The organism is Thermococcus celer Vu 13 = JCM 8558, from assembly GCF_002214365.1.
In the GTDB taxonomy this organism is placed as follows: domain Archaea; phylum Methanobacteriota_B; class Thermococci; order Thermococcales; family Thermococcaceae; genus Thermococcus; species Thermococcus celer.
On record NZ_CP014854.1, the window covers coordinates 195,931 to 222,522 of the forward strand.

22 protein-coding genes, 1 tRNA gene and 2 pseudogenes are annotated in these 26,592 nt (G+C 57.4%); 17 read left to right on the forward strand and 8 right to left on the reverse strand.

Translation table 11 applies throughout. The annotated features are described in order from the left end of the window. Window positions 1-48: 48 nt before the first annotated feature. Both A3L02_RS01185 and A3L02_RS01190 read right to left on the reverse strand, forming a co-directional pair. Complete coding sequence (locus tag A3L02_RS01185) at window positions 49-2,280, reverse strand: DHH family phosphoesterase (protein WP_088863796.1); 2,232 nt, start codon at window positions 2,278-2,280, stop codon at window positions 49-51. Window positions 2,281-2,642: 362 nt separating this feature from the next. After that, complete coding sequence (locus tag A3L02_RS01190) at window positions 2,643-4,109, reverse strand: S-layer protein (RefSeq protein ID WP_088862245.1); 1,467 nt, start codon at window positions 4,107-4,109, stop codon at window positions 2,643-2,645. A gap of 64 nt (window positions 4,110-4,173) precedes the next feature. Here A3L02_RS01190 and A3L02_RS01195 point away from each other — a divergent pair, with 64 nt between their 5' ends. From A3L02_RS01195 to A3L02_RS01205, 3 genes are read left to right on the forward strand one after another with little or no spacing between them, the layout of a single operon-like run. After that, entirely contained in the window at window positions 4,174-4,713 is a 540-nt protein-coding gene (locus A3L02_RS01195) for a DUF2391 family protein (protein WP_204247203.1), read from the forward strand. After that, entirely contained in the window at window positions 4,714-5,742 is a 1,029-nt protein-coding gene (locus A3L02_RS01200; RefSeq protein WP_088862247.1) for a DUF3226 domain-containing protein, read from the forward strand. A 41-nt stretch (window positions 5,743-5,783) separates the two neighbouring features. After that, window positions 5,784-6,485, forward strand: a complete 702-nt coding sequence (locus tag A3L02_RS01205) for an HAD family hydrolase (protein WP_088862248.1) — start codon at window positions 5,784-5,786, stop codon at window positions 6,483-6,485. 289 nt (window positions 6,486-6,774) lie between these two features. On the opposite strand, the gene A3L02_RS01210 is transcribed toward A3L02_RS01205, so the two are convergent. Both A3L02_RS01210 and A3L02_RS01215 read right to left on the reverse strand, forming a co-directional pair. After that, the gene (locus A3L02_RS01210; RefSeq protein ID WP_088862249.1) at window positions 6,775-9,099 is read right to left on the reverse strand and encodes a DNA polymerase; all 2,325 of its coding nucleotides are present in this window, start codon (window positions 9,097-9,099) and stop codon (window positions 6,775-6,777) included. Window positions 9,100-9,504: 405 nt separating this feature from the next. Next, window positions 9,505-9,870: a hypothetical protein gene (locus A3L02_RS01215; protein WP_157895709.1), complete on the reverse strand. Its 366-nt coding sequence runs from the start codon at window positions 9,868-9,870 to the stop codon at window positions 9,505-9,507. A gap of 103 nt (window positions 9,871-9,973) precedes the next feature. Between A3L02_RS01215 and A3L02_RS01220 the strand changes: the two genes are divergently transcribed. After that, complete coding sequence (locus tag A3L02_RS01220) at window positions 9,974-11,329, forward strand: RsmB/NOP family class I SAM-dependent RNA methyltransferase (protein WP_088862251.1); 1,356 nt, start codon at window positions 9,974-9,976, stop codon at window positions 11,327-11,329. Between the two features lie 6 nt (window positions 11,330-11,335). On the opposite strand, the gene A3L02_RS01225 is transcribed toward A3L02_RS01220, so the two are convergent. Then, complete coding sequence (locus A3L02_RS01225; protein ID WP_088862252.1) at window positions 11,336-11,953, reverse strand: TIGR00296 family protein; 618 nt, start codon at window positions 11,951-11,953, stop codon at window positions 11,336-11,338. Between the two features lie 95 nt (window positions 11,954-12,048). Between A3L02_RS01225 and A3L02_RS01230 the strand changes: the two genes are divergently transcribed. The 4 genes from A3L02_RS01230 to A3L02_RS01245 are packed head-to-tail and all read left to right on the forward strand — an operon-like array spanning window position 12,049 to window position 15,402. Then, window positions 12,049-12,351: an MTH1187 family thiamine-binding protein gene (locus A3L02_RS01230; RefSeq protein ID WP_088862253.1), complete on the forward strand. Its 303-nt coding sequence runs from the start codon at window positions 12,049-12,051 to the stop codon at window positions 12,349-12,351. Beyond that, on the forward strand, window positions 12,344-13,486 hold the full coding sequence (locus tag A3L02_RS01235; RefSeq protein ID WP_088862254.1) for a DUF373 family protein: 1,143 nt from the start codon (window positions 12,344-12,346) through the stop codon (window positions 13,484-13,486). Before A3L02_RS01230 ends, A3L02_RS01235 begins: the two co-directional genes overlap by 8 nt. Then, the gene (locus A3L02_RS01240; protein ID WP_088862255.1) at window positions 13,455-14,516 is read left to right on the forward strand and encodes a coiled-coil domain-containing protein; all 1,062 of its coding nucleotides are present in this window, start codon (window positions 13,455-13,457) and stop codon (window positions 14,514-14,516) included. Before A3L02_RS01235 ends, A3L02_RS01240 begins: the two co-directional genes overlap by 32 nt. 40 nt (window positions 14,517-14,556) lie before the next feature. Further along, entirely contained in the window at window positions 14,557-15,402 is an 846-nt protein-coding gene (locus A3L02_RS01245) for a TIM barrel protein (RefSeq protein ID WP_088862256.1), read from the forward strand. On the opposite strand, the gene A3L02_RS01250 is transcribed toward A3L02_RS01245, so the two are convergent. Beyond that, window positions 15,403-16,455: a DmpA family aminopeptidase gene (locus A3L02_RS01250; protein ID WP_088862257.1), complete on the reverse strand. Its 1,053-nt coding sequence runs from the start codon at window positions 16,453-16,455 to the stop codon at window positions 15,403-15,405. Between the two features lie 83 nt (window positions 16,456-16,538). On the opposite strand from A3L02_RS01250, the gene A3L02_RS01255 reads away from it, so the two are divergent. The 3 genes from A3L02_RS01255 to A3L02_RS01265 all read left to right on the forward strand — a co-directional run bounded on the left by A3L02_RS01255 (window position 16,539) and on the right by A3L02_RS01265 (window position 20,715). After that, a complete protein-coding gene (locus A3L02_RS01255) occupies window positions 16,539-18,164 on the forward strand; it encodes an ABC transporter permease (RefSeq protein ID WP_088862258.1) in 1,626 nt (541 codons plus the stop codon). After that, on the forward strand, window positions 18,158-19,162 hold the full coding sequence (locus tag A3L02_RS01260; RefSeq protein ID WP_088862259.1) for an ABC transporter ATP-binding protein: 1,005 nt from the start codon (window positions 18,158-18,160) through the stop codon (window positions 19,160-19,162). The genes A3L02_RS01255 and A3L02_RS01260 overlap by 7 nt, the downstream gene beginning before the upstream one ends. Window positions 19,163-19,377: 215 nt before the next feature. Beyond that, entirely contained in the window at window positions 19,378-20,715 is a 1,338-nt protein-coding gene (locus A3L02_RS01265; protein WP_088862260.1) for an NCS2 family permease, read from the forward strand. 66 nt (window positions 20,716-20,781) lie between these two features. Here A3L02_RS01265 and A3L02_RS01270 read toward each other — a convergent pair whose 3' ends face one another. After that, window positions 20,782-21,219: a metal-dependent transcriptional regulator gene (locus A3L02_RS01270; RefSeq protein ID WP_088862261.1), complete on the reverse strand. Its 438-nt coding sequence runs from the start codon at window positions 21,217-21,219 to the stop codon at window positions 20,782-20,784. Window positions 21,220-21,327: 108 nt separating this feature from the next. Between A3L02_RS01270 and A3L02_RS01275 the strand changes: the two genes are divergently transcribed. The 3 genes from A3L02_RS01275 (at window position 21,328) to A3L02_RS01285 (ending at window position 22,703) form a co-directional block, all read left to right on the forward strand. After that, a tRNA-Lys gene (locus A3L02_RS01275) sits at window positions 21,328-21,405 on the forward strand. 823 nt (window positions 21,406-22,228) lie between these two features. Continuing rightward, window positions 22,229-22,408, forward strand: a complete 180-nt coding sequence (locus A3L02_RS01280; protein WP_088862262.1) for a zinc finger domain-containing protein — start codon at window positions 22,229-22,231, stop codon at window positions 22,406-22,408. A gap of 19 nt (window positions 22,409-22,427) precedes the next feature. Beyond that, complete coding sequence (locus tag A3L02_RS01285; RefSeq protein ID WP_088862263.1) at window positions 22,428-22,703, forward strand: elongation factor 1-beta; 276 nt, start codon at window positions 22,428-22,430, stop codon at window positions 22,701-22,703. A 102-nt stretch (window positions 22,704-22,805) separates the two neighbouring features. Here the strand turns inward: A3L02_RS01285 and A3L02_RS01290 are convergent, their stop codons facing one another. Continuing rightward, the gene (locus tag A3L02_RS01290; protein WP_088862264.1) at window positions 22,806-23,831 is read right to left on the reverse strand and encodes a tetratricopeptide repeat protein; all 1,026 of its coding nucleotides are present in this window, start codon (window positions 23,829-23,831) and stop codon (window positions 22,806-22,808) included. 160 nt (window positions 23,832-23,991) lie between these two features. Between A3L02_RS01290 and nrdD the strand changes: the two are divergent. The 3 genes and pseudogenes from nrdD to A3L02_RS01300 all read left to right on the forward strand — a co-directional run. Continuing rightward, window positions 23,992-24,126, forward strand: a pseudogene (gene nrdD / locus A3L02_RS10135) (anaerobic ribonucleoside-triphosphate reductase); the annotation flags it as partial. Window positions 24,127-24,130: 4 nt separating this feature from the next. Continuing rightward, window positions 24,131-25,392, forward strand: a pseudogene (gene thsB, locus A3L02_RS01295) (thermosome subunit beta). A gap of 122 nt (window positions 25,393-25,514) precedes the next feature. Then, complete coding sequence (locus tag A3L02_RS01300) at window positions 25,515-26,582, forward strand: DUF1464 family protein (protein WP_088862265.1); 1,068 nt, start codon at window positions 25,515-25,517, stop codon at window positions 26,580-26,582. The last annotated feature ends 10 nt before the right edge of the window (window positions 26,583-26,592 follow it).

The window sequence follows — 26,592 nt, forward strand, 5'->3', positions numbered from 1 at the left end:
AGGCTCCGGGGCAGATGAAGGGGATAGAGGGTCCCGGATCTCAAAGGCTCATCCAGAGGCCGACTTCCTCAGCCTGACCACCTGCTTTGCAAACTCCTCCAGGACCTCCTTCCTCATGCCCTCGAAGAACTTTATGGAGCCGGCGTAGCTGTGGCCGCCTCCCTCCACCCCGGCACTCGGCAGGGCCTCCTGCAACCTCGGGATTATCTCGTTGAGGTCGAAGTTGTAAGCCGCCATCCCGTCGGCGGCCCTGACGACGGCGAAGTCCGGGCCGTAGGCGAGCGTCAGTATCGGCGCGTCCTCGCCGTACTTCTCCTTGAAGTGGTCGTGTATCAGGCCGGAGAGCTTGCCCGGGCTCGGGTAGGAGAACTTCGGGGCGAAGAGCTCTATGTCTATCGTGTTGAACCTTATCCCGTTGGGGAGGACGACGCTCTTGACGTGGGGCAGGGAAGCCTTCAGGGCCTTCTCCTGCTTCTCCCTGACCTCGGGATAGACGGCGTCGATTAGCTCGCGGTGCCTCTGGAGGTTGCCCGTCAGGAGGAGTATCTCGTCTATCACCCCGTGTCCGTCCATGAACTTCCAGAAGTAGGCCTCGTGGTCGATCACCTCGGCTATCTTCTTGAGGTCCTCCTCCGTTAGGCCCTTCGCCTTCCTCGCTATCTCGAGGTACTGGTAGAACTCGGGGGCCTTGCTCCTGTCTCCGGTTCCCGCTATGGCCGGCAGGTGCTTTATCCTGTCCTCAACTTCGGGGTTTATGAAGCGGGCCACCTCCGTCGCCAGCATTCCGGCGGTGAGCTCGTAGTAGCCGCGCTTCACATGGTGGGGGTTGACGTGGACATCCACGTAGTCATCAACCTTCGCCTTATCCTCGCTCACCCACTCGCGCGGGTCGTGGTGGTCTATGACGACTATCGGAACGCCGTAGGCCCTTATGCGCCTGTACGCCGGAATGTCCTCGCTCGTTCCCCCGTTGTCCACTATGACGAGGAGAGGTAGCGGGTCGCCGAACTTCTCGTGGTCCTCTATCATGAAGATTATGTCCTTGAGCACGTCCTCCAGCTCGTAGAAGGGCGCCCTGCTCGGCCTCCTCTTGAAGAGCTTCCATCTCGCACCGGAATCTGGTGAGACCTCCTCTATGAGAGGGACTATCGCGTACTCGAGGGCCAGACCGGAGGTGTAGCCGTCGGTGTCCGCGTGGTGCCTCAGCAGGATGGGCCTGCCCTCGTATATCGCCCTGCGTATCATGAACGCCGCCTTCATTATCCTGGGCTTGAGCTTCTCGAGGACCTCGCTCTGAACGAGGAAACCGACGTCCTCCGGCTGCGCGCGCCTGTCGAGTTCCTCCTCTATGCGCTTCTTGACCTCCGCCGCCTCCGGCCCCCAGAGCCTCGTAATGTCACTGGTCTCTATCTGTATCTCGCCCGAGTGGAAGGCCACCTTCCCGATGACCTCGACGACGTCGCCGACGTTTATCTTCGGGTAGGCCCTCACCCCCGGGGCCTCGAAGGCGGCCGCCCAGGTTATTCCCGTCCCGTCGGTTATCGTGAAGACTGTCGGCCCGCCAGTGACCTGTATCTGGGTGACCTTGCCGCGGAGTTTGACGGTTTCTCCCGCCATGTCCTTGCTCAGATCCTGGATGAGCGTTACCGGGAGCTCCTTCCTGACGGTTACCTCCTTGTAGTTCCTGAGGGCCGACTCGATGAGGTCAACCTCACCCCTATCGGGCTTCACATCGAGAACCTGGACGAGTATCTCCTCACCGGGCTTGTACTTCCTGCCGCCGAGGAGGTCCTTCTTCCGTATCAGGCCCCTAACGTGCGGGTTCAGTTTAACGAAGACGCCGAAGCGCTCCACCCTGTCGATGGTTCCTTTGTAGACGTTGCCCACCTCTATGTCCTCGACGTCGCAGGTCTTGTCGAGAACGTAAACCACCTTGTACTTCCTCATGCAGTCCGGGCAGACCCACGTGGTCTCCATGCCCGGCTCCCAGGGCCCCTTAACCTTGCCGCAGATGTCGCAGGCCAGAACTCTCCCGGTTCCACCGCAAGTCGGGCATGTGTCGTAAACGGGAACGGTTCCCTTGCCGTGGCACTCGGGACAGGGTATCTCGTCAACCTCGTCCTCAACGCCGAAGTAATCGAGGTTCCGGTAACCCTTGAGCTTCTCGCCGACTTTGAAATCAGCGGGAACGTAACCCCAGCCCCCGCACACAGGGCATTCCTTCTCGCCCGCCTTGACCTTCCCGGTTCCACCGCACTCGGGACACTCTTTAACCACCATGAACATCACACCCCAGAAAGGTTTCTCACCGCGGAACCTTAGACGGTCAGAGACTTATAACCTTTCTCCCTTCACCGAAGTTATAAAAGATACGGCCGAGGGCGGATGCGACGGTATAAACCCCGTTCCCAAAACAAACGAGTGCACTGTGTCCATGATCTCCTATGCAACCCGTTAAACCACCCGGGCACCGGGTTGTGTTACATCCTGATGGTTTTCAGGTTTATGGGCGCGATTCCAGAACCGAAAAATTTATTAAAAAATTGGTAATTATCCAAATGTTCAAATCGAAGGTACGTTCGATGGATAAAATTAAGGGCGTAGAATCGGAAGGGAGATAAAATAAGTAGAGGGTTTTCTTTTCACATTCCTCTCATGAACTCCTCCACTGCGATGGCGGTCTCTTCGTGGGTCTTCCCCGCGAGGATAATGACCTTATACCTGGAGTTGTGCGGATTGTTGAGCTCCTTTACCACGTAGCCCTTCTTCATAACTTCGTCCTTAATGGAGTTGATGGTCTCATTCCCGTAGACCTGCTCCAGAAGGGCCCAGGCCTTGTTGCTGACCCAGCCGCCGACTATTATGACGTTCTTATCCGAGGGAAGGCTCGTGAGCTCGGTGTCGTTGATTATGAACTTATAGACGTCATCCGTGGCCTCTATCTTGGGTGCGACTACGGACACGGTCTTTTTAACGGACGTAACGCGGACGAAGCGATAGCCCTCAACGCCCGTTACCTCGCCCTTATCGTTCTTCGTGAAGAGGGGTCTTAACTCAAGTCCCCAGTCCGTGGGCAGTTTTACCGACGAACCTTCACCGGCGAAGACCCGCTTGAACCCGGCACTCTCGTTAACGTGGAGGTAGAGCACGTACAGGTTGTTGGCGGGGTCGATGTCCCAGACCCACTGCCCGCTGTAAACGTCGCCGTCCCCGTACTGCTTGACCTTCTCGTAGTACTGGTAGTCGTAGATAACGCTCTTGGTGCCCCCGATGCCGACGAAAAAGCCAGTCGGGGTGAAGACGAACAGGTTCCTGACGCCGCTTTCGAGGAGTTCGTTTATCCTGCTCTCCGGGTACGTACTGAAGGGTTCGAAGTCCTCGTTGCCGTTGGCATCGACGTACATGATATAATAGGAATTCTTCTCCATGGTCTTCTGCTTCAGAAGGCCGCTCGGGTAGGTCAGGTCAACGAGCATCTCCTCCTGGTTAACGTTTATGTCAACGAACTTTATGCTCCAGGCGCCAACGCTGAGGGTATCACCGAGGGAACTCGAGACCCCGCTCACGTTCAGGGCCGAGTAGAAGTACATCGTGTCCTTGCCGTTAACCGTGGTGGAGACAACCTTGTAGTTACCCCCGATGTCCAGGGGAGTTGTGTTCTCGTTGAATACTATCTCCACGCTCCTATCCTTGAACTCGGCGGCCTTTTTGGTGGAGTTAAAATCTACGCGCGAGAAGTTGACCTGGATGACTATACCCTTTCCAACCGGCTCCTCACTGACGTTGAGGCCGACGTCGGGCATGTCACGGGAATTGAGCTTGTAGGTCTGGTTTTCATCGGCTATAAGAACGCTGTGGTATTCCACGGGTACGAAGACGGTTTTCGTGTACGTTCCCTGGGAAATACCGCGGAGAACGAGGAAGGCACCGAGCCTCGAACCGCTTATGGCGTCTTCGCCGATGTGAAGAGGAACCCCGTTCACTATCTTGGTGGTGGGTAGCACGATCACCGTGTTGGAGGAGTTGATTCCCGTAACGGCGGCGTTGATCGGCGCAAGGAGCAGGCCCAGAACCACCAGGCCCACGAAGGAAACTAAAGCCTTTCTCATCGTTTATCACCGATTTAAAGTGCATCTCAACCTTTATAACCTTTCCCCGGAAGTTATTTCCGCGATGATGAGTGAATCCAATGCTGACCGGATGATGAACCCCGAACCTGAGCACCGGATTGAAGACGAAGGGCGAACCAAAATGGAGGAGCAACTCAAAGAAATCTATTCAAGCATTGAGGAGCTGAGAAGGGAGACGGAGGAAAGGAAGACCCCGGACAGGCTCGGATGGGACGATATAGCCCAGGAAGCAATAGGGGCGGTTACCTTTGCCTTACCCTTCGTGTTTACGTCGGAACTATGGGAGATAGCCAAGGACACATCGGTTGAGCGCTCCATCCTCATACTCCTGATGACCCTCGGTATAGCCTACCTGTTCATCGTCAAATCGAGGATAGGAAACCTGAAGAAAGAGGAATTGTTCCACATCCCTAAGAGGCTCCTTACGGTTATCGTCATAGCCTACATGATATCGGCGGGGTTGATATACCTGTACGGGATAAACGGACTGGCGGATTTCACGGTGGGTCAGTATTTCAACGCCACCGTACTCATAAGCACCTTCGCCGTGATAGGCGCGATAACGGTTGACATGGTGAGGTGAATGAGGATAGTAACGGGCGATAGATTCGAGGCCTTTGTTGATGAGAAGACCTTCCTCTTCCCGGAATATCGAAAAAACCGCGACGAGCTTGTGGCTTTCGTGGACTCCCTAAGGGGGGACGAGACCGTCGTCACCTCGAGCCTCGAGCTCATAGATTTGATCGCCCGGAGGTTCTGGAGGGGCGAGGAGAACGTTCTAATATACTCTGACACGGGAAAGGGCCTCACCCTCAGGGAGGCCTACGAACTCAGGAAGTACCTCGACTTCGACGTCCGCGGCGGCTTCTCGGGTGAGGAGGCGAAGACGGGCGTTCTATTCGTCGAGGGTAAAACCGACGCCAAGTTCTTCAAGGCGGTCTTTAAGAAGCTCTTCGAGTTCAGGGAGAGCAGGGAAGCGCCGTTTAACCTGAGGTTCATCGAGAGGGTCTTCGAGCGCGACAACTTCGACCTGCTGAGGAGAGATGACGGTTACCACCTCGCCGTGATCCCGAGCGAGGGCAACTCCGGGGTGATAAGGAACCTCGGGAACTTCCTCAGGGCGATGGAGGTCTTTGACTTCGCCGTCGATAGAATCGGGGCCGCGGTGGACATCGACGAGGACAGGGAGAGCGCGCTCTCCTCGATAACCGGAAAGCTCTCGGGCTTTAAAACAAAGAAGACGCCCCACGGCTACCTCGTTGGGAGAACCGAGGTGGTTCCGCTGGTGATAGGCCTGCCCTTCAGGGATGAGATCATAGACTGGAAGAAGCCCACCGTCGAGGACCTGATGCTCCACCTCATAGCTAAGGAGGGGCTCCTTGAGAGGGTAAGGCCCGGGCTGGAGGCGCTCAACGGGAGCCTCGGGAGGAAGCTGAAGCCCAAGGAGGTCATGTACCTCGCGCTCTCTGCCTACGGTCACTGGGGGAACCTGGAGGGCTTCTACGAGCTCTTCGTTATGCGCTCCCGCTTCAGGAACCTGAAGGCCGTCCTGAGGGAGGCGGGTCTCATGGAGGGCCTGATGTACCTCGCGGGTTGGGAGAAAAGGAGGTGAGTTCTATTTTCCAGATTTATCCTTGAGAAGGGGGTGGTGGAGTGAGGCTCGTCTCGTTCGACGTCTGGAACACACTCCTCGACATCAACGCCATGCTCGACGCCATGGCCGTGGAGCTGAGCAAACTGATGGGGGCCTGTATAGTGGACGTCGTTGAGGGGATGCTGTTGACCCGCGAGAGGATAAAACGCATGAGGGCCAGAACTCAGGGGGATCCGGAGAGGGTCCTCGAGGAGAGCCAGGGAATGCTGGCGGAACTTCTGGGAATCGACGTTGAGCTCGTCAGGCGGGCCGCCGCGAGGGCAGTCCTGGGGGTTGACGAGGAGATGGTCCTTCCCGGGGCGAGAGAAGCCCTCGAGGGCGTCAGAAAGAAAGGTATGAAGGTCACTGTCACGGGCAACGTGATGTTCTGGCCCGGATCCTACACGCGGCTCCTCCTCGAGAGGCTCGGCCTGATGGATTACATCGACAGAACGTTCTTCGCCGACGAGGTCGGGGCCTTTAAACCGATGCCCGAGATGTTCGGGAAACCGATGGAGACCTTCAGGGTCGAACCGGACGAGGCCATCCATATCGGGGACACCTACGCGGAGGACTTCGAGGGGGCGCTGAAGGCGGGAATGTGGGCCGTCTGGATAAACCCCGGGGCCGAGAAGGTAAGGAGGATCCACGAGCGCGGCTTCGAGGTCCCATCCGTGGAGGGGATTTTGGAGGTGCTGGAGAGGGTGGAGGGAAGCATTTAACTCTATGAGCCCAAAATAAAACCGGTGAGGGACACTCTTCCAATGATAAGGCGTGATGAGAGTCTCAATGAGCATCTCATTCCAGTACTCTTGCTAAAGCTTGCCTTTCGCCTTCGCCTACTTCCTAACGGAGGCGATCTTCAAGTTCCCGGACGTTTTTCTTAGGGGAATCACCAGCGGGGACGTAGGTGTCCCGATATTCCTCCCCATCGTCCTCCTCTGGTACCTGCCAACCCCCATGGGCTTAGCGATAGCCGCAAAAGTCATCCAGAGAGGAGAAAATGATCCTTCACCCCTTCCCCGCGTTGAGCCACGCACCCAGGCCCACCTGCCTCGTCTTCTGGTATTTCAGGTCCTCCTTGCGGTAGCCGAAGGCCTTCAGGATCCTCTCGACGGCTGGCAGAACCTGGTTCTCGATGTAGTAGTCGGCGTCGTACCTGTGCTTAGTCGGGTCGAACTCGTCGAAGGGAATCGCCCTGTCCCCTATCCTTCCGGAGCCCTTGAGGACGATGTAGCTTATCACCGTCCCGGGGCGTATCCTTACCCCCCTCCCGGCCAGGCGCTTCGCCACCGCCACGTGCGGTCCCGTGGCTTTGTAGTCCCTCAAATCCCTCGTTATCTGCTCGTGGATCACCAGTTTCTCCGGCGGAACCTCGTACTTGCTCAGCTTTTCGGTTACCTCCCTGACGATTCTAACGGCCTCCTCGACGTCACCGTGCCTCAGTATCGCCTCCAGGACCCTCGCCTGCGTCTCCTTGGCCACCTCGCTCCAGTCCCGCCTGACTATCTCGAGGCCGCGCGTGGTTATCTTGCCCTCCTCGTCTATGACCGCGTACTTCTTCTTCGTCACGAAGAAACCCCTCAGGTAGAACCCCTCGTACTCGAGCTCCAGGAGGCCGGGGAGCTTGGGGTTGATGTATCTCAGGAACCCCCTCGCCCTCTCCTTGACGGTCCCGGCGTCCGCCCCGGGGATCGTGGCGTGCAGTCCGTCCGTGTCCGCGTAGAGCACCTTGAAGCCGAACTTCTCCTCGAGCTCCCTGATGACCCTATCGATGTACTCCCTGCCCCAGGCGGTAACGCTCTCCGCGCACTCCCTGCAGTACCACCTCGCCCTCGCGTAGCCGTAGTATCCGTAGAAGCTGTTGGCCAGTATCTTGATGGCCCTCTGCCTGTAATCGAGGAGCTTCCGCTCAACGGGATCCACAGAGGCCTTCATCCTCCGCTTTATCTTCTGCCTCTCCTCAAGCAGGCCTCCGAGCAGGCTCGGGATGAAGCCCGGAAAATCTTTGCAGAACTTATGCCCCACCTGGGGGGCGACGTCGTAGTTCTCACAGCCCTCCCTGTTTAGGGTATCGGGCGAGACGTTGTGGGTTATGATGATGGAGGGGTAAAGAGAGCGAAAGTCGAGGTACACGATGTTCTCCCATAAACCCCTCTCCGGCTCCTTAACGTAACCACCGGCGTAGCCACGCCTCCTGATCTCCACTTCCCGGCCGCTCGGCTTGTTCGGGGCCAGTTCGTTCCTCTCGTAGGCCTTCCTCAGGAGGAACCACTCGACCAGGTTGCCGGTGCTCGAGCGGGAGACGTCCCAGAGACCCTGGCCGATGAGCCTCGAGAGCTGGGCCTCCATCGGGAAGAACTCCCTCCCGAGCTCGAAGGTAACCTTTGCGTCCTCCATGGAGTAGCGGGCAACCCTCTCAAGACCCTCGCCGGTTTCCCAGGCCTCCACTATCTCCCCGGCGTAGACCTTCTCCTTTGGCCTCCCGAAGATGGCCTCGTAGACCGCCTCGAGCGTGTAGGTCGGCAGGTTCACGGTGCGCCTTATCACCGGGTAGAGGTCGAAGTGTATCCTCCCCTTCACCTCGACGGCGAAGCGGTCGCCCATGCGCTGGATCTTGGGCTCGCTCCCGTCCCTCCCGAGGATGAACTTCAATCCAAGCTCCTCGGAGCGTCTCTTCAGGTAGGCGAAGTCGAAGTTGTCGCCGTTGTAAGTTACGAGCACGTCCGGGTCCTTCTCCTTCACCACCTGGAGGAAGCGCTTTATCATCTCCTTCTCGGTCGAGACGACGTCGACGTAGGGGAGGTCGATCTTCTTCCAGGTTATGACCCTCGCCCCGTCCCCGTCGGCGTAGCTTATCATCAGGATCGGCCCCTCCCCGAACTCGTCTCCCTCGTGGTAGAGGGTCTCGATGTCGAAGGCCATCAGTTTGAGCTCCTCCTCCCCCTCCATCGGGACGAGCCCCTTATCGATGAGGTAGCGCTTGGCGAAGGGGATGTCGTACTCGTAGATATCAACGACGGCCGGATGCTTCCTTATCTCGTCCCTTATCGCCGGAACGTCCTGCGGGTGATTGAAGTAGAGCTTCCAGACCTCTATCGGCCTGTTGAGGAACTTCTTTTCGACCTTCTCCACCCGCTTAACCCTGACGGCCTTCCCGTGGCGCTCAACGGTTATCCTCTTCACCTCCTCGATGGCCGAATCGTCCTTCAGGAGGGCGTAGATGTAGGGCTCGAAGTCCCTGTCGTAGTCGATTCTGAACTCGCCCTTCTCCTTCCTGAATATCCTCACGACGGGCTTCCCATCTTCGGTGATGTAGTCAGCGTCCAGGATCATGTTACCACCGTTGGATTATCGAGCTTGAGACTAATAAACTTCGCCGTTGGGTTCAGGAAAGGAAAGAGAAAAAGAGCAACGATCAGGACTTCGTAATCTTCCCGCGACCTCCTCATGTCAGCGGTGTTCGTGGGTCTCCAGTGATTTCACTTATCTTTCCATTTTATATTCGGGGCTAAAATTGCGTCCTGAATGGTGGAGATTGGGCTTAGGCGGTACCTGAAGTTGCAGGAAACTTTGTATTCCAAGAAAAGCCTCTTGCTGTCCCGCGCGGGGAGTAGAGTAAATCCAAATGTGTTGTTACCCTGAGTAACATGTTTCTTAAGGCATGAGGGAGATACCGTGGAGTTCATCGGGTTTACACAGACCTCGCAGGTCCCGTCGAGCTTTGAAACCACGTTGAACTCAAGGCTGTTTCTGGAATGGGTTAGATAAGCCGTACCGTGGATGGATGGACGGCACCATGACGGCAAAGGGAAGTGGGACAAGGGAAATGACGGAAAACAGCACAACCACCAAGGGTTTTCTCGCACGCCTTAGAAGGAACCCAAGGTAATATACCGGAATCGCGGCGAGGAGTAGCGTTCCGAACAGGGAGAACTCCTTATGGACCCAGTACAGGGAGTCCAGCAGGGCAAGCAGGGGAAGGAACACCGCAAGGATCAGGATCCCGAGGTACAGTTTCCACCGGCCGGGGGACTTGAAGTAGTACCCCGCCAATCCGATTCCAAGCAGGACCGCCAGCAATCCTTTCCACTTCATGACGTTCATCTCCTTAGATTGAACAAAAGAGAACATGAAAGTTACACTCTCACCCAGCTTAACATCCACCGATAATCATCACATTTTTAAGCTCTCCTGCAGAGCCCCTCTCATGGAGCTGTTTTACAGGGTGAGCCTTCAGGAGATAGTCGCCGACGCGCTGAGCCTCGTTGAGGAGCGCGAGCTGTCGTCGAAGCACGCCCTCGAGCGGGTTTTTAGAAAGGTGGCCGGGAATGACAGGGAAAAGGCTCGAGGGCTGGCCCATGCATACGTCTTCGAGATAGAGAAGTGGAGGGGAAAAATAGACTTCATAATAAACTCCATCCTCAGGGGCTCCACCGTTGAGGACCTCGACCCCTACCTGGCGAACCTCCTCAGGATAGGAACCTTCGAGATCCACTTCAGAAAGGTGCCCCCCGCGGTGGCCACGGACTCGATAATACGCGTCGTGAAGGAGCGCTTCGACCTCTCCCGGGCCCGCTTCGTCAACGCCCTCATGCGTTCTATCGAGGGATTCGACGTTGAAAGGGCCCTCAAGAAACTCAAGGAGAGGGACAGGATCGGGTGGTTGAGCGTCCGCTTCTCTCACCCGAGGTGGTACGTTGAGTACGCTATCGACCTGCTCGGCTACGACGAGGCGGTAAAGCTCCTCCTGAGCAACAACAGGCCCCAGCGTTATTACGTGAGGGCGAACACCCTCAAGACCGACGTCGACTCGCTGAGGGACTACCTCGAGGAGAACGGCGTGAGGACAGCCCTAACTCCTGTTCCCGATGTCCTCAAGGTCCTCGAGTACAGAAAACCGGTGACGAGGCTCGAATGGTACAGAGAGGGAAAGTTCGTCATCCAGGACCTGGCGAGCGCCTACGTTGCCCACGTTTTGAATCCCGAGCCGGGCGAGAGGGTTCTGGACTTAGCCGCGGCCCCGGGGAGCAAGACGTTCCACGCGGCGGCGCTGATGGAGAACAGGGGAGAGATAGTGGCGGTCGATTACTCCTACGACAGGTTGATGCGCATGAGGGAGAAGATGAAGCTCCTGGGTATCGAAAACGTTAAACTCGTCCACGCAGACGGGCAGAGCTTCAGGGACGGAGAGGGGTTCGATAGAGTAATCCTCGACGCGCCGTGCTCGAGCTCCGGAACCTACCGCCAGTTCCCTGAGGTGAAGTGGCGCTTCAACGAGGATAAGATCCGGAAGATAATAAGCGTTCAGCGCAACATGCTCCGCAACGCGTACGAGAACCTCCGGGATGGCGGGGAGATGACCTACTCGACGTGCTCCATCAGGATAGACGAGGACGAGGAGAACGTCCTCTTCGCGCTTGAGAAGGTCGGGTTAGAACTGGTAAAGCACGACTTCGGGTGGGGCGACAGGGGTTTCCTGGAGATCGGTGATTGGGTCTTCAGGACGTGGACGCACAGGCACGACTGCAACGGCTTTTTCATTGCGAAACTTAGGAAGGCTTAAAAAAGGCTAAACAATGGGTTTTCTCCTCACGGGCCCCCAGGGTTTCTCCTCCTCGAAGACCTCCGCGGCGAAACGGTAAACCCTCGTGTCCTCGTCGAGCCAGCAGTCCGGGGGAAGCCCGGCCTTCCAGCAGGTCTGGGCCAGGAACTCCTCCTCGTCCCAGCCCCACTCCACGGGCACCTGGGGAAGGAGCAGGCCGGAGTATATGCCCTTCTCGACTATGAGACCGTCCCTCCCGACCTTTATCTTCCCCGGCCTCTCCGCCGGCGGCCCCTCTATCAATTCGGGGGGAGTCAGAACGCTCACCTCGACGACGAGGTCGTCCAGTTCGCTCTCCCTGACGGGGGGAAAGCGCGGGTCGTCGACGGCCGCGTAGATGGCCGCCTTTATGGTTGCCTCGACCAGAGGGTATATCGGCAGGGGAAAGCCTATGCATCCCCTGAGCGCGGCCTGAGGGGGAGCGTGCCGTCTGTTGAGGGTCACGAAAACGCCCATCTTTTCCCATAGCTCCGGAGGGGTGTCCCCGGGCGGTTTTATGGTCCTTCCGTTCCTCACGTACTCCTCCACGGCCCTCCTCGCGAGCCTCACCAGGAATTCACCCCACTCGTCCCGGATTCTGTACATTATCCTCACCCCCAATCCCTATGTTGGAGCACCGTTATTTACCTTTCCCGTAAGGCTTAAAAGATTGCCGAAAAAAGTTAAGTCGGGTGTCGAAGATGGTGATAGTGGAGTTCATCATCGTCCCCCTCGGCGAGAGGAGCATCAGCCGGTACGTTGCCGAGGTAGTAAAGCTTTTAGATAAAAAAGGTGTTAAATACCAACTGACGCCGATGTCAACCGTGATGGAGGTTCCAACTGTTGGGGACGCGTTCGCCATCATAGAGGAGGCACACGAGCTGATGTTCAAACTCGGTGCAGAGAGGGTCTCGACGACGGTTAGAATCGACGACAGGCGCGATAGGGAGAGGAAGATGGAAGACAAGGTAAAATCCGTGATGGAGAAGGTCCGGGGTGGTTGAGATTAAGGCCCTGATCTTAGCGATAGACCGTGATGACGACTTCGGGAAGAAGGCGGGCGTTGAGGGTCCCGTCGTCGGAAGGGAGGCGTGCATAGACGCGGCCCTGAAGCTCAGCCTGGCCGATCCGGAGGACAGCGACGCCAACGTGGTCTACGCGGCCGTTAAACTCCACGACGAGCTGAAGGAGAGAGGGGAGTTCGATGAGGTCGAGGTGGCCCTCATAACGGGTCACCCCAAGGTGGGCGTCAAGAGCGATGTGGAGCTGGCGCGACAGCTGGACGAGGTTCTGAAGGGGTTCCCGGCCGATGGGGTGATACCCGTCACGGACGGGGCGGAGGACGAGCAGATATTCCCGATAATCACCTCGAAGGTCCCGATTATAAGCTCCCACCGCGTCGTCGTCAAGCAGAGCGAGGGCATAGAGACGACCTACTACATCCTCTACCGCTACACAAGGGAGATACTAAGCGATCCCGAGGTGGCAAAGGTGGTCCTCGGGATCCCGGGGATGATACTCCTGCTCTACGGGATAGCGAGGCTCATAGGCGTCTGGTACCCTAACAGCGTTAAGATAGTCTCGGCCACGATAACCGGGACGATACTCCTCCTGACGGGTGGCTATTTCTTCACTAAGGGCTTCCGGTTCAACTTCAGGGAGACCCTCACGAAGCAGTTCGTGTTCGTGATCTCGGTGGCCGCCGGGATTTTGATAATCGTGGGCGGTTCCATAAACGCCTACTTCCGGCTTGAGGAGTACTCAAGGCAGTTAATCGGCGGCTATCCGGGAACACAGTTGCTGGCGATCCTTATTTACCTGAACGCCATAGGGGCACCGCTTATAACAGGAATATCCACTATGATAGCCGGAAAGATCATACAGTCCTACCTACGGAAGGATCACCACATATGGTACCAGGTTTCGGCCTTACTCCTTATGCCGGCTCTCTGGATAACGATAGACCTGACGACGAGGTACGCTATGGCCATACTAACGATATCCAACATAGACGTCTTCGCGAAACTCATCGCCGCCATTATCGATGTGGCCGTGGCGATTCTCGTTGGAGTGTACATGAGGGGAAAGGTAAGGGGATGGATGAGCGTTGAGGCTGGAACGAGCACTCGAGGAGTATGAGAAGAGGCGAAAGAAGGCCGAGAAAGAGGTCGAGAAGGCAAGGAAGCGTTACAACAAACGCCTGGAGAAGAAGATAAAGCAGATTCTGAAGAGTATAGAGGAGCTGGAGAGAAAGGAGATCCCCAAGAAGGTCGACGAGAACCTCCGAAAGATGGTCGCGGCCGAGAGGAAGAACTACGTCACCGCACTGAGGAACGCGCTGAGGGGCATAGGGGACATGGACGACCTCGGAAAGCGCCTCCCCGATCTGGCCAAGCTCCACGTGGGACACGGGAGGTACCTGCTCATACTCTTCGAGAAGGATGTCTACGCAATTAACCGCCTGCTCAAGGAGCTGAACGAGGAGTACTTGGAGTACTACAATGAGCTGAGCAAAAAGGGACTGCCGGACCTTCGTCTGAGGGAGCTCATCGAGGAGGAGAGGGAAACCCGAAAGAGCATCTTCAGGCTCGAGGAAGAAAAGAGGAAGCTTCTGAAGGAGATGCGGAGTAAAGAGGAGAAACTCAAAGAGTTCTACGCCAGAAACAAACTCAGGGAGCTCGAGGAGGAGATAAAAAGCCTTTCCTCATCGATAAGGAGTGCCGAGATGGAGGTTCGCTCGAAGGCCTCAAAACTCCAGAAACCGATAAAGAGGATGCGCCTCCACGAACCCATCGCACGGGAGCTGATAGAGGACAGCGGAGTTGCCCTCAGAAAGCCAGACGAGTTCCTCACCCTCCTCCAGAAGGTACATCCAAGACTGGAGGGCAAGTACAGAAAAACCGCCAGATGGCTGATGGAAAACCTCAAAGAGAGATCCGAGGCCATCGCCCGGGAGAAGGAAGGGCTTTTAGAGCTCGAGAGAAAAAGGGACGAGATTCTGGCCGGCGGGGAGGAGAAAAAGAAGGAGGTATGGGAGCTCGAGCGCCTCATCGAGGAAAAGGAAGCGGAGATACAAAAGCTAAGGAACAGGCTGGAGCACCTCGAGAGGGAACTAAACGAGAGCCTGAGGAAACTCGAGGAGATACTCGGGGAGAGGATCGAGCGATAGGTTTATGAGTTAGGTTTCCCTAATTCTTTCGGTGGTCAGGATGTTCAAGATCGATAGACTCCGCTTCGGAACCGCCGGCATACCCCTCTCGACACCGAGGCGCTCAACGATAGACGGCATACTGCAGGTTAGAAAGCTGGGGTTAGATGCCATGGAGCTCGAGTTCGTCAGGGGCGTCAACATGAAGCCGGAACTCGCGAAGAAGGTGAAGTACGTCGCCAAAAAGAACGACGTCGTGCTAACGGCCCACGCCCCCTACTACATCAACCTCAACGCGGCCGAGAAGGCCAAGGTCGAGGCGAGCAAAAGGCGGATAATCCAGAGCGCCGAGCGGCTTTATCAAGCCGGCGGCTGGAGCGTCGTCTTTCACGCGGGTTACTACCTGAAGCAGAACCCGGCGAAGGTCTACGGGAGGATAAAAAACGAGCTCAAGGAAGTCATCAAGACCCTTCAGGACAGGGGCATCGAGATATGGGTGAGGCCCGAGATAACCGGGAAGCCGACCCAGTTCGGGGACCTGAAGGAGCTCGTCAACCTCAGCGAGGAGCTCGAGATGGTGCTGCCGACGATAGACTTCGCCCACTGCCACGCAAGGAACGCCGGGAAGTTCAACACCGTTGAGGAGTGGCGTGAGATGCTGGGCTTCATGGAGGACCGCCTCGGCCGGGAGGCCCTCGACAACATGCACATCCACATGAGCGGCATAAACTACACCGCCAAGGGCGAGAGGAACCACCTGCCCCTCAGGGAGAGCGACATGAACTGGGAGGACCTGATGAGGGTCCTCAAGGAGTTCAGGGTCAGGGGGGTACTGATAAGCGAGAGCCCCAACATCGAGGAGGACGCGCTCAGGATGAAGAGAAAATACGAGGAGGTAAAGGTCTGATCAAGCTTTGCTCAGCCGCCCGTAACGCCCAAGGATCTCGAGGGTCTCCTCGACGGGGAGGGCGTACCTCACCCTGCCGTTTCTTCCCCTCGTCGTCTTCGCCTGCAGGAGGGAGTTTACTATCGCTTCCTCCGTGGAATCCACCGCGGCTATGAATAGCCTGTTGAGGGCGTCATCGGGCAGAAAACCGATGGCCTGGACTTCCTTACCTGTTGGAACCGTCTGGGCCGTCGAGAAGGCCAGGATTATGTCCCCGCTCCCGTTGTGGCCGTAGGAACCCGTTCTGGCGAGACCGAGGACGGCCCTCCTGGCGAGCCTCGTTAGTTGTCTCGAGGTCAGCGGAGCATCCGTGGCCACAACGATGGATACGCTCCCCCTAACTCCCATCGCCAGCCCCCTTCCGGGGTAGTCCCTCAGCTCCCACCCCACAGGGACACCGGCTACGATTAAATCCTCCCGCTTACCGAAGTTGCTGAGGACGAGGGAGGCAACCGTGTACTCCTCACCGCCTATCTCCACGACCCTCGAGGACGAGCCGATCCCGCCCTTGAACTCGAAGGCACTCATTCCGGTGCCCGCTCCCACGGAACCTTCCTCGAAGTCGAGTGAGGCATTTTTAAAGGCTTCGAAGACGTGTTCTTCCCCCACGGCCCGTTTTTTGTTGTCGTTTAGGTAGCCGTCGTTGCACTCCATCACCACAGGATTAACCGAGATGGCTTCGGGGTTCGCCCCGGCCCAGAGGCTCACCAGTGCATCCGCCACGCGGTAGCCGTTGAGGGTGCTCGTCAAAGCTATGGGTGTCTCTAAGTAGCCGAGTTCCTCAATTTGGACGAAGCCTATCGGTTTGGAGAAGCCGTTGAAGGTGTAGACCCCCGCGAAGAGTCTCTCCTCGTAGGGGTTCCTGACCGGCGGCAGGAGGAGCGTAACGCCCGTCCTGATGTCCTCTCCCTCGATTATGGTTGAGTGGCCGACTTTAACGCCCAGATCTGCTATGGAGTTCCTCTTCCCGTGCCCGTAACGACCCATCCTTATCCCGAGATCGGGGGCCTTCATGGTACCACCGGTGAAGGTTCGCGGCCGGGGTTTAAGGACCTTGCCAATCAACCCTTATAAAGGGCAAAAACCGAGTTATCACCATGGGCTCGAGGCTCCCGAAACTCCTCCTGCTGATCCCGCTGGCGTTCCTGGTGGTCTTCTTCTACGTTCCCTTAGTCAGCATTCTTAAAACCGGGCTCTGGGAGAACGGCTTCACGCTCGGGCACGTCACTTCCGTCCTCTCGAACGACTACCACCGGCGGGTGATCCTCTTCACGATAGGCCAAGCCATAGCCTCGACTCTCCTAACGCTGGCCCTCGGCCTTCCCGGGGCTTACATATTCGCGAAGTACAACTTCCCGGGGAAGGACACGGTGAAGGCCATCCTGACGGTTCCCTTCGTCGTGCCCAGCGTGATGGTGGCCCTGGGTTTCATACTCCTCTTCGGGAAGAGCGGGCTCGTAACGGGGCTTCTCGGAAGGGACCCCGGGATCCTGTACTCCTGGAAGGGCATACTCCTCGCCCACGCCTTCTACAACTTCCCGATAGTCGTACGCATGGTCTCGGCTCTCTGGGAGAGGATAAACCCGCACTACGAGGAGGCCGCCATGGCGCTGGGGGCGAGGGGGTGGAGGCTATTCTGGAGGGTTACCCTGCCGATGATCTCTCCCGCTATCTTCGCCTCGGCGATGCTCACCTTCGTCTTCTGCTTCCTCAGCTTCTCGATCCCGCTCATAATCGGCGGCTACCGCTACGCCACGATGGAGGTGGACATCTTCACCTCGATAATGGTTCTGCTGGACTTCAGAACGGGTGCCGCCATGGCCATCATTCAGATAGCCCTGAGCATGGCCTTCATGTACCTCTACCTTAAGGCCCTCGATGCCTACGCCAGGCGCGAGGAGCAGAGGATACTCAGGAAGCCGGTTCGCTTCACGAGGGGTGACTGGTTGAGCCTCAAAGGGCTTTTCGTCGCGGTTTACACCCTCATCGTCTTCGTCTTCATAGTGTCGCCGCTTTTGGCCGTCCTCTACGATTCCCTGCGCTTCAACGATTCATGGAGCCTTGAGAACTACAGGCGGCTGTTCTCCTCGGGCTATAACCCGATGTTCGGGGCTACAACGCTCGACGTTATCAGAAACTCCCTGACCTTCGGGCTGGCGACCGTTTTCCTCTCGGTTCTCGTGGCGCTCCCGGTAGCCTACGCGCTCCATCGCTGGAACTTCCGCGGGAGGAGGCTCTTCGACGTCCTCGTCATGCTCCCCCTGGCGAGCTCGCCCGTGACCCTCGGCCTCGGCTACATAAGGGTCTTCCACACCACGCGCCTCTACTACACTGTCTGGATAGTGATCGCGGCGCACACCGTCATAGCCTACCCCTTCGTCCTGAGGGCCGTTTCGACGTCCCTGAAGAAGATAAGGCCCAACCTCTGGGAGGCCGCCCTAAGTTTGGGGGCGAGGGAGTGGAGGGCGTTCCTCAGGGTCGAGCTCCCGCTGGCGGTCGGCGGGGTCATCGTCGGGGCCATCTTCGCCTTCGCCATCAGCATAGCCGAGCTCGGGGCCACATATATGCTGGCCAGACCCGAGTACACCACCATGACCGTCGCGGTTTACAAGTTCCTTGGGGCGAGGCAGTTCGGTCCCGCATCGGCCCTGGCGGTTCTCCTGATGGTGCTCTCAACCCTCTCCTTCCTGATAATCGAGAAGGCCGGTGAGGAAGTATGGTGAACGTGGAACTGAGGGGCATCGTGAAGGGATGGGATGAATTTCGGCTCAGGATAGATGAGCTGAGGGTGAAGGACGGCGAGTTTCTCACGCTCCTCGGGCCGAGTGGATGTGGAAAGACGACAACGCTGAGGATAATCGCGGGATTCGAGAAACCGGACGGGGGGGAGGTGCTCTTCGATGGGAGGCCCGTAAACGACCTGGCCCCCTACGAGCGCGGAATCGGCATAGTCTTCCAGGACTACGCGCTGTTCCCCCACATGACGGTGTTCAGGAACGTCGCCTTCGGCCTCGAGATGAAGGGGCTTCCGAAGGAAGAAATCAAGCGGAAGGTGGGACGGGCGCTCAAGCTCGTCGGGCTGGAGGGCCTCGAGAACCGCTATCCGGAACAGCTGAGCGGCGGCCAGCAGCAGCGCGTGGCCCTCGCGAGGGCCCTCGTGGTCGAGCCCGACCTCCTCCTCCTCGACGAGCCACTGAGCAACCTGGATGCAAAGATACGGGAACGGCTCAGGGGGGAGATAAGGAGGATACAGCGCGAGCTCGGGATAACGACTATATACGTCACCCACGACCAGGAGGAGGCCATGGCCATAAGCGACAGGATAGCCGTGATGAACGTCGGCAGGGTGGAGCAAGTCGGGAAGCCGCTGGAACTCTACTACCATCCGAGGACGGAGTTCGTGGCGCGCTTCCTGGGTTTAAGCAACATACTGGAGCTCAAGGCGGAGAACGGGAGGGCCCGCATCGGGAAACTGTGCTTCGACGTCGGGAGGGAGGGGAAGGTCAGGGTCTTCTTCCGACCGGAGAGCGTCCACGTAAAACCGGGCGATAGCGCGGAGGTTCTCGATTATGAACTCCTGCCCGGCAGGATTAGGTTGAAACTCGGAATAGATGGGGAGGTTATCTTAGCGGAGCGCTTTCTCAACGAGCTACCCTTCGACGTCGAGAACCTCCCGGGGAGGGTGGACGTTGAGGTGAGGGGCTTCTCTGTGCTGGAGTGACGGTTTTCCTCCTTCCGGGCCCGCGTTATGCCCGATGCCCGTTTTCCAGGTCGTTAAATCCATTCGATGGATTTAGTTTTTTCAATCCACCCTGTGCCCTCAGAGGACCCAATCAACCCGATTTGATTCAACTCTGTTTTAACATTTTTCCATCAAAAAAACCTTTAAAAAACCAAGTTATTAGCAAAAATCAGTTAATCAAAGGGGTGAGGCTCATGGGATGGTTCGAGGACTACTTCGAGTTTGAGAGGTACGGCACGGATATGAGGACCGAGGTGCTCGCGGGGGTAACGACCTTCATGACGATGGCCTACATCCTCTTCGTGAACCCCGCGATACTCAGCGATGCCATGGGGAAGGAGGCCTTCAACTCGCTCGTTGCCGTCACGGCCCTGGCCGCGGGCTTCGCGACTCTCCTCATGGGGCTCTACGCCAAGAAGCCCTTCGCCCTCGCCCCAGGGATGGGGCTGAACGCCTACTTCGCCTACAACGTGGTACTCGGCATGGGCTACGACTGGCGCGTGGCCCTCGCGGCGGTCTTCGTTGAGGGCCTGATCTTCATCGTCCTGAGCGTTACGAAGGTGAGGAGCGCGATAATACACGCGATACCGCTAAGTCAGAAGTACGCGGTGGGCGCGGGGATAGGCCTCTTCCTGACCTTCATAGGGCTCAACGACGTCGGCCTGTTAACGGCCAAGGTCACGGAAACGGGGGTTCTCCAGTTCACGGGCCTCAACGGCACCGCGCTGGCGAGCAAGGAGATAATCCTTTTCTTCTTCGGGCTGTTCCTGGCGGCAGTCTTGATATCCCTCCGCATCAAGGGGGCCCTGCTTGTATCCATCCTTACCACCGCCGTGCTCGGCTGGATAACCGGCGCCGCCCCGTGGCCGGAGCACCTGCTCTCGACACCGAATTTGAGCTACACCTTCATGAAGATGGACCTGAAGGGACTCCTCAACGTAGGGGCGATAGGGGTTGTCTTCGCCTTCTTCATGGTGGACTTCTTCGACACCCTCGGAACGGTCACCGGGCTGAGCGCAAAGGCCGGCTTTCTGACGAGGGACGGGAAGGTTCCGGATGCCGAGAAGGTGCTCCTAACCGACGCTATAGGCACGACCGTCGGCGCGATCCTCGGAACCTCGACCGTTACGACCTACATAGAGAGCGCCGCAGGCATAGAGGAGGGCGGAAGAACCGGGATGACTGCGCTCGTCACTGGCCTGCTCTTCCTCGGCGTGGGCCTCTTTATAGCGCCTCTCGCCCAGGCGATACCGGCCTTCGCCACCGCCCCGGCCCTCGTGGTAGTGGGTTACTACATGCTGAGCGCGGTCAGGGAGATCGACTTCAGCGACCACACCGAGGCCATTCCAGCCTTCCTCGTGCTCGTGACGATACCCTACACCTACTCGATAGCGGATGGCATCGGCGCGGGCTTCATCAGCTACACCCTGCTCAAGCTCTTCAGCGGCCGTGGAAAAGAGGTTCACCCGCTGATGTACGTCCTCGCGGCCATATTCGTGGCCTACTTCGCCTACCTCAGCGGGCTCTTTTGAGCCCGATTTTTAAATTCTTTGAGGGCTCCTTTGACGGCTGGTAAAAAGATGTAACAGGCGGAGGAATCACTCAGGTTCTTCTTTCTCGACCAGCTTCTCCTTGAGGAACTGCTTGAGCACGTAGGGGCACTCCTCCTGGATGAACTGCGCGAACTCCCTTATCCTTTTGACGGTTATCCCGCTGACGTAGTGCTCGAACTGGCAGGCGTCCCTCTCAGCCGTCTCCCGCGGAATACCGAGTATGTCCGTGAAGAACTGAGTGAGGAGAAGGTGCTTTGAGTAGGTGTCCTCGGCTATACGCCGGCCCTCGTTCGTGAGAAGGATCCTGTCGTACTTCTCGTACTCGATGAGCCCCTTCTCGCTGAGCTTTTTCAGTGCGTCCACAACGCTCGGGGGTTTTACCCTCATCATCCTGGCAATGTCCTTAACTCGGATAACCCCCTTGTTCTTGTGGAGGATGTACATGGCCTCGAGGTACTCCTCTTCCCTCTTGCTTACATTCAACGGTCTCACCTTATTAGGCTACCCAAAAATGTTTAAGTAGTTTTCGCAACCCGCGGTTAGGGATTAGGGTAAAGCTTATAAAATCCCTCCGGAATCCCCATGTGACATGGGCCGGTAGCTCAGCCTGGTTAGAGCGCGGGGCTTTTAACCCCGTGGCCGCGGGTTCGAATCCCGTCCGGCCCGCCATAACGAAAGACAAGGGGGCTCCGCCCCCACACCCCCGGAACAGGTTCTTGTTTCGTAAAGCGCCCTTCTCATCCTTGTTCGAACATCCTTCAGCCCTTTGCTCCGCAAAGCGCTGGCGGAAATAGGCGTGGCTCCTTTTAGGATGGTTGTGATGTGTTTGCATTGTAAAGAAGTTTTTGAGTTTGGAATTCGCCGTTAACGTGTTACTGGTGGCGGGTTTGCTTTTGGATGGCGCTCCTTCGGAGCGCGGGAGAATCCTAAACCCCTTGAATTTGCCCTTTTAATCTCGAATTCGGAGTTCAATGGCCGTTTGAGGGTGCAAACACTCACGGGAGGGCAGTTAAAAGGAATCACGATTTTTTTCGCCAGCCTTCAGCCCTTGCTTCGCAAGCGCTGGCGGAAGTTCAGGTGCTTCTCAGAGACGCCAGCTATCAAGTTGGATTGCTTTTAATCGGCCCGTTTTGTATGGTTTCACTCCCACAAGGCGTTCGGAGAACGCCAGAATAAAAAGTGAAACCTGTTCAGGGATTGGTCTTAATGCTAATCCCTCTTTGATTCTCCAACTTTTAGAGTGCACGCTCTCATCCCAGCCTTTTATGAGAAAGGGCTTTTTTCGCCAGTCTTTTCGTAAAAGGCTGATTACAACCCTTTTGAAAAGCGTTGACGGAAAAATTTGCGTGCGGTTTTAAAGTTCGATGTTTTAGCGTGGATCAACGTTTAGTTTGTTATTGCATTTCCCAAAAGCCCCGCGGGGAAAGATTTATAAATGGCCCGTCCAATGCCCACCAGTGATTAAAAACCACCTTTCTCGGAGGTGTTCGCAGTGGAACCCAAGTTCGAGGTACCCGTATGCACGTCATGTGGAAAGGAGATAACCCCAAGGGAGCACGCCACTCACTTCGTCTGCCCGAACTGTGGCGAGGCGATAATCTGGCGCTGCGAGTCCTGCAGGGTTTTGAGCGTCCCCTACAAGTGCCCCAAGTGCGGCTGGGAGGGGCCGTGAACTGAAGAGGTGATAAAAAATGGCGGATTTCAACCTCGTTGGCGTTATAAAGGTCATGCCGACCGATCCGGACGTGAACCTCGACGAGCTCGAGGAGAAACTCAAGGCGGTTATACCCGAGAAGTTCGGCCTCGCCAAGGTCGAGCGCGAGCCCATAGCCTTCGGTCTCGTCGCCCTCAAGTTCTACGTCCTCGGAAGGGACGAAGAGGGCTACTCCTACGACGAGGTCGCCGAGCTCTTCAGGGAAGTTGAGAACGTCGAGAGCGCGGAAGTTGAGACCGTTTCGAGGATCTGAATCCTCGTCCCTTTTCTCTATATGCCCCCGAACGCGGCTTCATAGTTTCATTGCAATGCTCCTAAAGGCTCACACGATAAAAGGGCAGAAGAGGATATGGACTCAAAGCCCCAGCTCAAGGCTCAGCTTCGGCCTCTTCCACTCGTCGAGGGTCGAGCGGAGGTCCTCGTTCTCCACCCTGGAGTAGAGCTCTTCGAAGCGCTTCTTCGCTTCCTCATCCCCGCCCTTCCAGCGCGCCAGCTCTCCAATCGCCCTGAAGAAGTAGGCAGTATCGTCCTCGAAGAGCTCCGCAAGGGTCTCCACGTTCCCTGCCACGGTTTCGTAGGCCCCTTCGTTGAAGAGTCCCTCTATGAAGTCAACGAGCGTTTCGAACACGAGGTCAAAAATCTCGTCGTTCACGTTTATCGCCTTCAGCAGGGCGTCCCGCATGGCCCTGAACGCCTTTCCGTAGTCCTCTTTACCCGCGGATATCTCCGCCTCCACGAGCTTCGCGTTGACCTCTATCTCGTCGTCCCTCGGGTTCCTGAGGACCTCCCCGATGAGCTTCCCGGCCGCGTCGTAGTCCCCGAGCTCGTACTTAAAGTGGGCCAGGTCAAGGAGGCTTATGAGGCGGTTCTTATCGTCCCCGAGCCTCTCGAAGATCTCCCCGGCCTTCTCCATGAGCTCTATCGCCTTCTCCGTCTCACCGATCTCATCGTAGTTTACCGCAAGGTTCGCGAGGGTCAATGCTATCTCCCTCTCGTTCTTCAGAACTTCCTCCTCAAGCTTGAGGAGGTCCTCGTAGGTCTCTATCGCCTTCTCGGGCATGCCGAAGTGCTCGTAGGCATCGGCCAGGTAGTAGAGGGCGGTCGCGTGCTCCTCCGGATCGTCCTTTTTACGCTCGAGTATCCGTTTGTAAAGGCCAATGCCTTCCTCCAAATCGTCCAGGTGGGCGTAAACGTGGGCTATCTCGTGGGCGAGGTCGTAGGGGTCATCGCAGTCCGGGACGACCTCCCCAAGTCTCTTCAGCTCACCCCTCAGCTTTTCCTCGTCTTCGATGCCCTCTATGTAATCGTCAAACAGCTCCAGGAGCCTTTCGCAGTCCTTCTCGCTCAGAGCCTTCTCCCACTCGGCTTTAACGTCGGTCATCTTCACCACCGACCCCCGTTGGGGAGACGGGTTAAAAAGGTATGGGACCGAAAAATTTATAAATAGCCCAAAGGAACACTAAACCGAAAACACGGATTGTAACTAAAACCTCTCCACTCATAAAAACAAAAACGACGGGAGGTGGGGGGAGATGGCCCAGCTCGCCCTCGGGGAGGAACCCGACCCGGAAGCCCTCGCAAAGCTCACAAAGAGACTCATGAGAACGGAGCTCGTTTACTGGAGCTACACCCCAGCCATAACTGTGTGCAACAGATGTGGATACTCGGAGGTGGGGGGAGATGGCCCAGCTCGCCGGACAGCCGGTTGTTATTCTGCCCGAAGGGACTCAGAGGTACGTTGGAAGGGACGCGCAGAGGCTCAACATTTTGGCCGCAAGAATAATAGCCGAGACCGTCAGAACCACCCTCGGCCCCAAGGGAATGGACAAAATGCTCGTCGACAGCCTCGGAGACATAGTCATCACCAACGACGGTGCGACCATACTCGACGAGATGGACATCCAGCACCCGGCCGCGAAGATGATGGTTGAGGTTGCGAAGACTCAGGACAAGGAGGCCGGTGACGGTACCACCACGGCTGTGGTTATCGCTGGAGAGCTCCTCAGGAAGGCTGAGGAGTTGCTCGACCAGAACATTCACCCGAGCATCATAGTTAAGGGTTACACAATGGCCGCCGAAAAAGCCCAGGAAATACTCGACGAGATAGCCAGGGATGTCGACGTTGAGGACGTCGAGACGCTGAAGAAGGCCGCCGTCACCGCCATCACCGGAAAGGCCGCTGAGGAGGAGCGCGAGTACCTCGCCGGCATCGCCGTTGAGGCGGTCAGGCAGGTGGCCGAGAAGGTTGACGGCACCTACAAGGTCGACCTCGACAACATCAAGTTCGAGAAGAAGGAGGGCGGTAGCGTCAGGGACACCGAGCTCATCCGCGGCGTCGTCATCGACAAGGAAGTCGTCCACCCCGGAATGCCCAAGAGGGTTGAGAACGCGAAGATAGCACTCATAAACGAGGCCCTCGAGGTCAAGGAGACCGAGACCGACGCCGAGATAAGGATCACCAGCCCTGACCAGCTCCAGGCCTTCCTCGAGCAGGAGGAGAGGATGCTCCGCGAGATGGTCGACAAGATCAAGGAGGTCGGCGCGAACGTCGTCTTCGTTCAGAAGGGAATCGACGACCTCGCCCAGCACTACCTCGCCAAGTACGGCATAATGGCCGTCAGGCGCGTTAAGAAGAGCGACATGGAGAAGCTCGCCAAGGCCACCGGTGCCAAGATCGTCACCAGACCCTCGTTAAGGTCATCGCCGCCCACAAGGAGAAGGGAGCCACCATCGGTGTCGACGTCTTCGAGGGCGAGCCGGCCGACATGATGGAGCGCGGCGTCATCGCCCCGGTCAGGGTTACGAAGCAGGCCATCAAGAGCGCGAGCGAAGCCGCGATAATGATACTCCGCATCGACGACGTCATAGCCGCCAGCAAACTCGAGAAGGAGAAGGAAGGCGGCGCTGGCGAGAACGAGAACTTCGGAAGCGACCTCGACTGAGGGCTTTGAACCTTAACTTCTTTCCCTTCTCTCCGGTTTTGTCGATTTTCCGGCGCGCTTCTGGGCAACCTTTTTTAAAGAACTCCCGTTCTCATTCCGGGACAGATACCGAGGTGTTCTCCATGAGGGTGGTGGGAGTCGATCCCGGAACGAAGAGCTTCGACGTTATAGGACTCGAGGATGGGGGGATAAAGCTCGACCTCACATTCCCGAGCGAGGTGGTCGCGGAGGCACCCGAGAGGATCGTGAAGGCCATCGCGGACTTCAACGCCGACCTCGTGATCGGGCCCTCCGGCTACGGGGTGCCGCTGAAGCACATAAGCGAGTTAACCGAGCGGGACCGCTTCGAGATGACCCTCGTCAGGGAGGAGGAGCTGAAGGAGATCCCCGTCCTCATAGGGTTGCAGAGGATGGTAAGCGAGATGGCCGAGAGGGGCATGAACGTCTGGTTCATTCCCGGTGTCATCCACCTCCCGACGGTGCCGGAGTGGAGGAAATACAACAGGGTTGACATGGGGACGGCAGACAAGATGGCCATAACCGTTCTCGGCATCTACGACCAGGCGAAGAGGCTCGGAATCGGGTACGGGGAGGTTTCCTTCGTCCTCCTCGAGGTGGGCTTCGGCTACAACTACGCCGGGGCGGTGAAGGGCGGAAAAATCGTCGACGGCATAGGCGGAACCATCTTCCCGGGCCCGGCCTACGTGAACGGCGGTGCCCTCGACGGGGAGGTCGCCTACCTGATGGGAAAGCTCAAGAAGTGGCACCTCTTCTGGGGTGGGGCCACTGTGATAGCCGCCAACGGGATACTCCCGCCGGAGGAGTTCGCGGAGAGGCTCGACGAGGAACCGTTCGCAAAGGCCTGGGAGGCCATGAAGGACGGCTTTTTAAAGGCCGTCGCGAGCGAGCTGGCCGTCGTTGGTAACGCCAAGGAGATAATCCTCTCCGGCAGGCTGATGCGCATAGATGCCCTCCGGAAGGACGTGGAGGACCTCTTCGAGGAGCGTTTTGGCCTTCCCGTCGTGAAGCAGAGGGGCCTCGAGGGAAAGGCGAAGGAGGCCGCGCAGGGGAGCGCGATAATAGCGGACGGCCTCGCCGGTGGGGAGTTCAGGGAGCTCGTGGAGCACGTTGAGATAAGGAAGAGCCGAGGGAGCGTTCTCGACTACGTGAGGCTCCCGCTGGAGGTATGAGCAGTTTTAG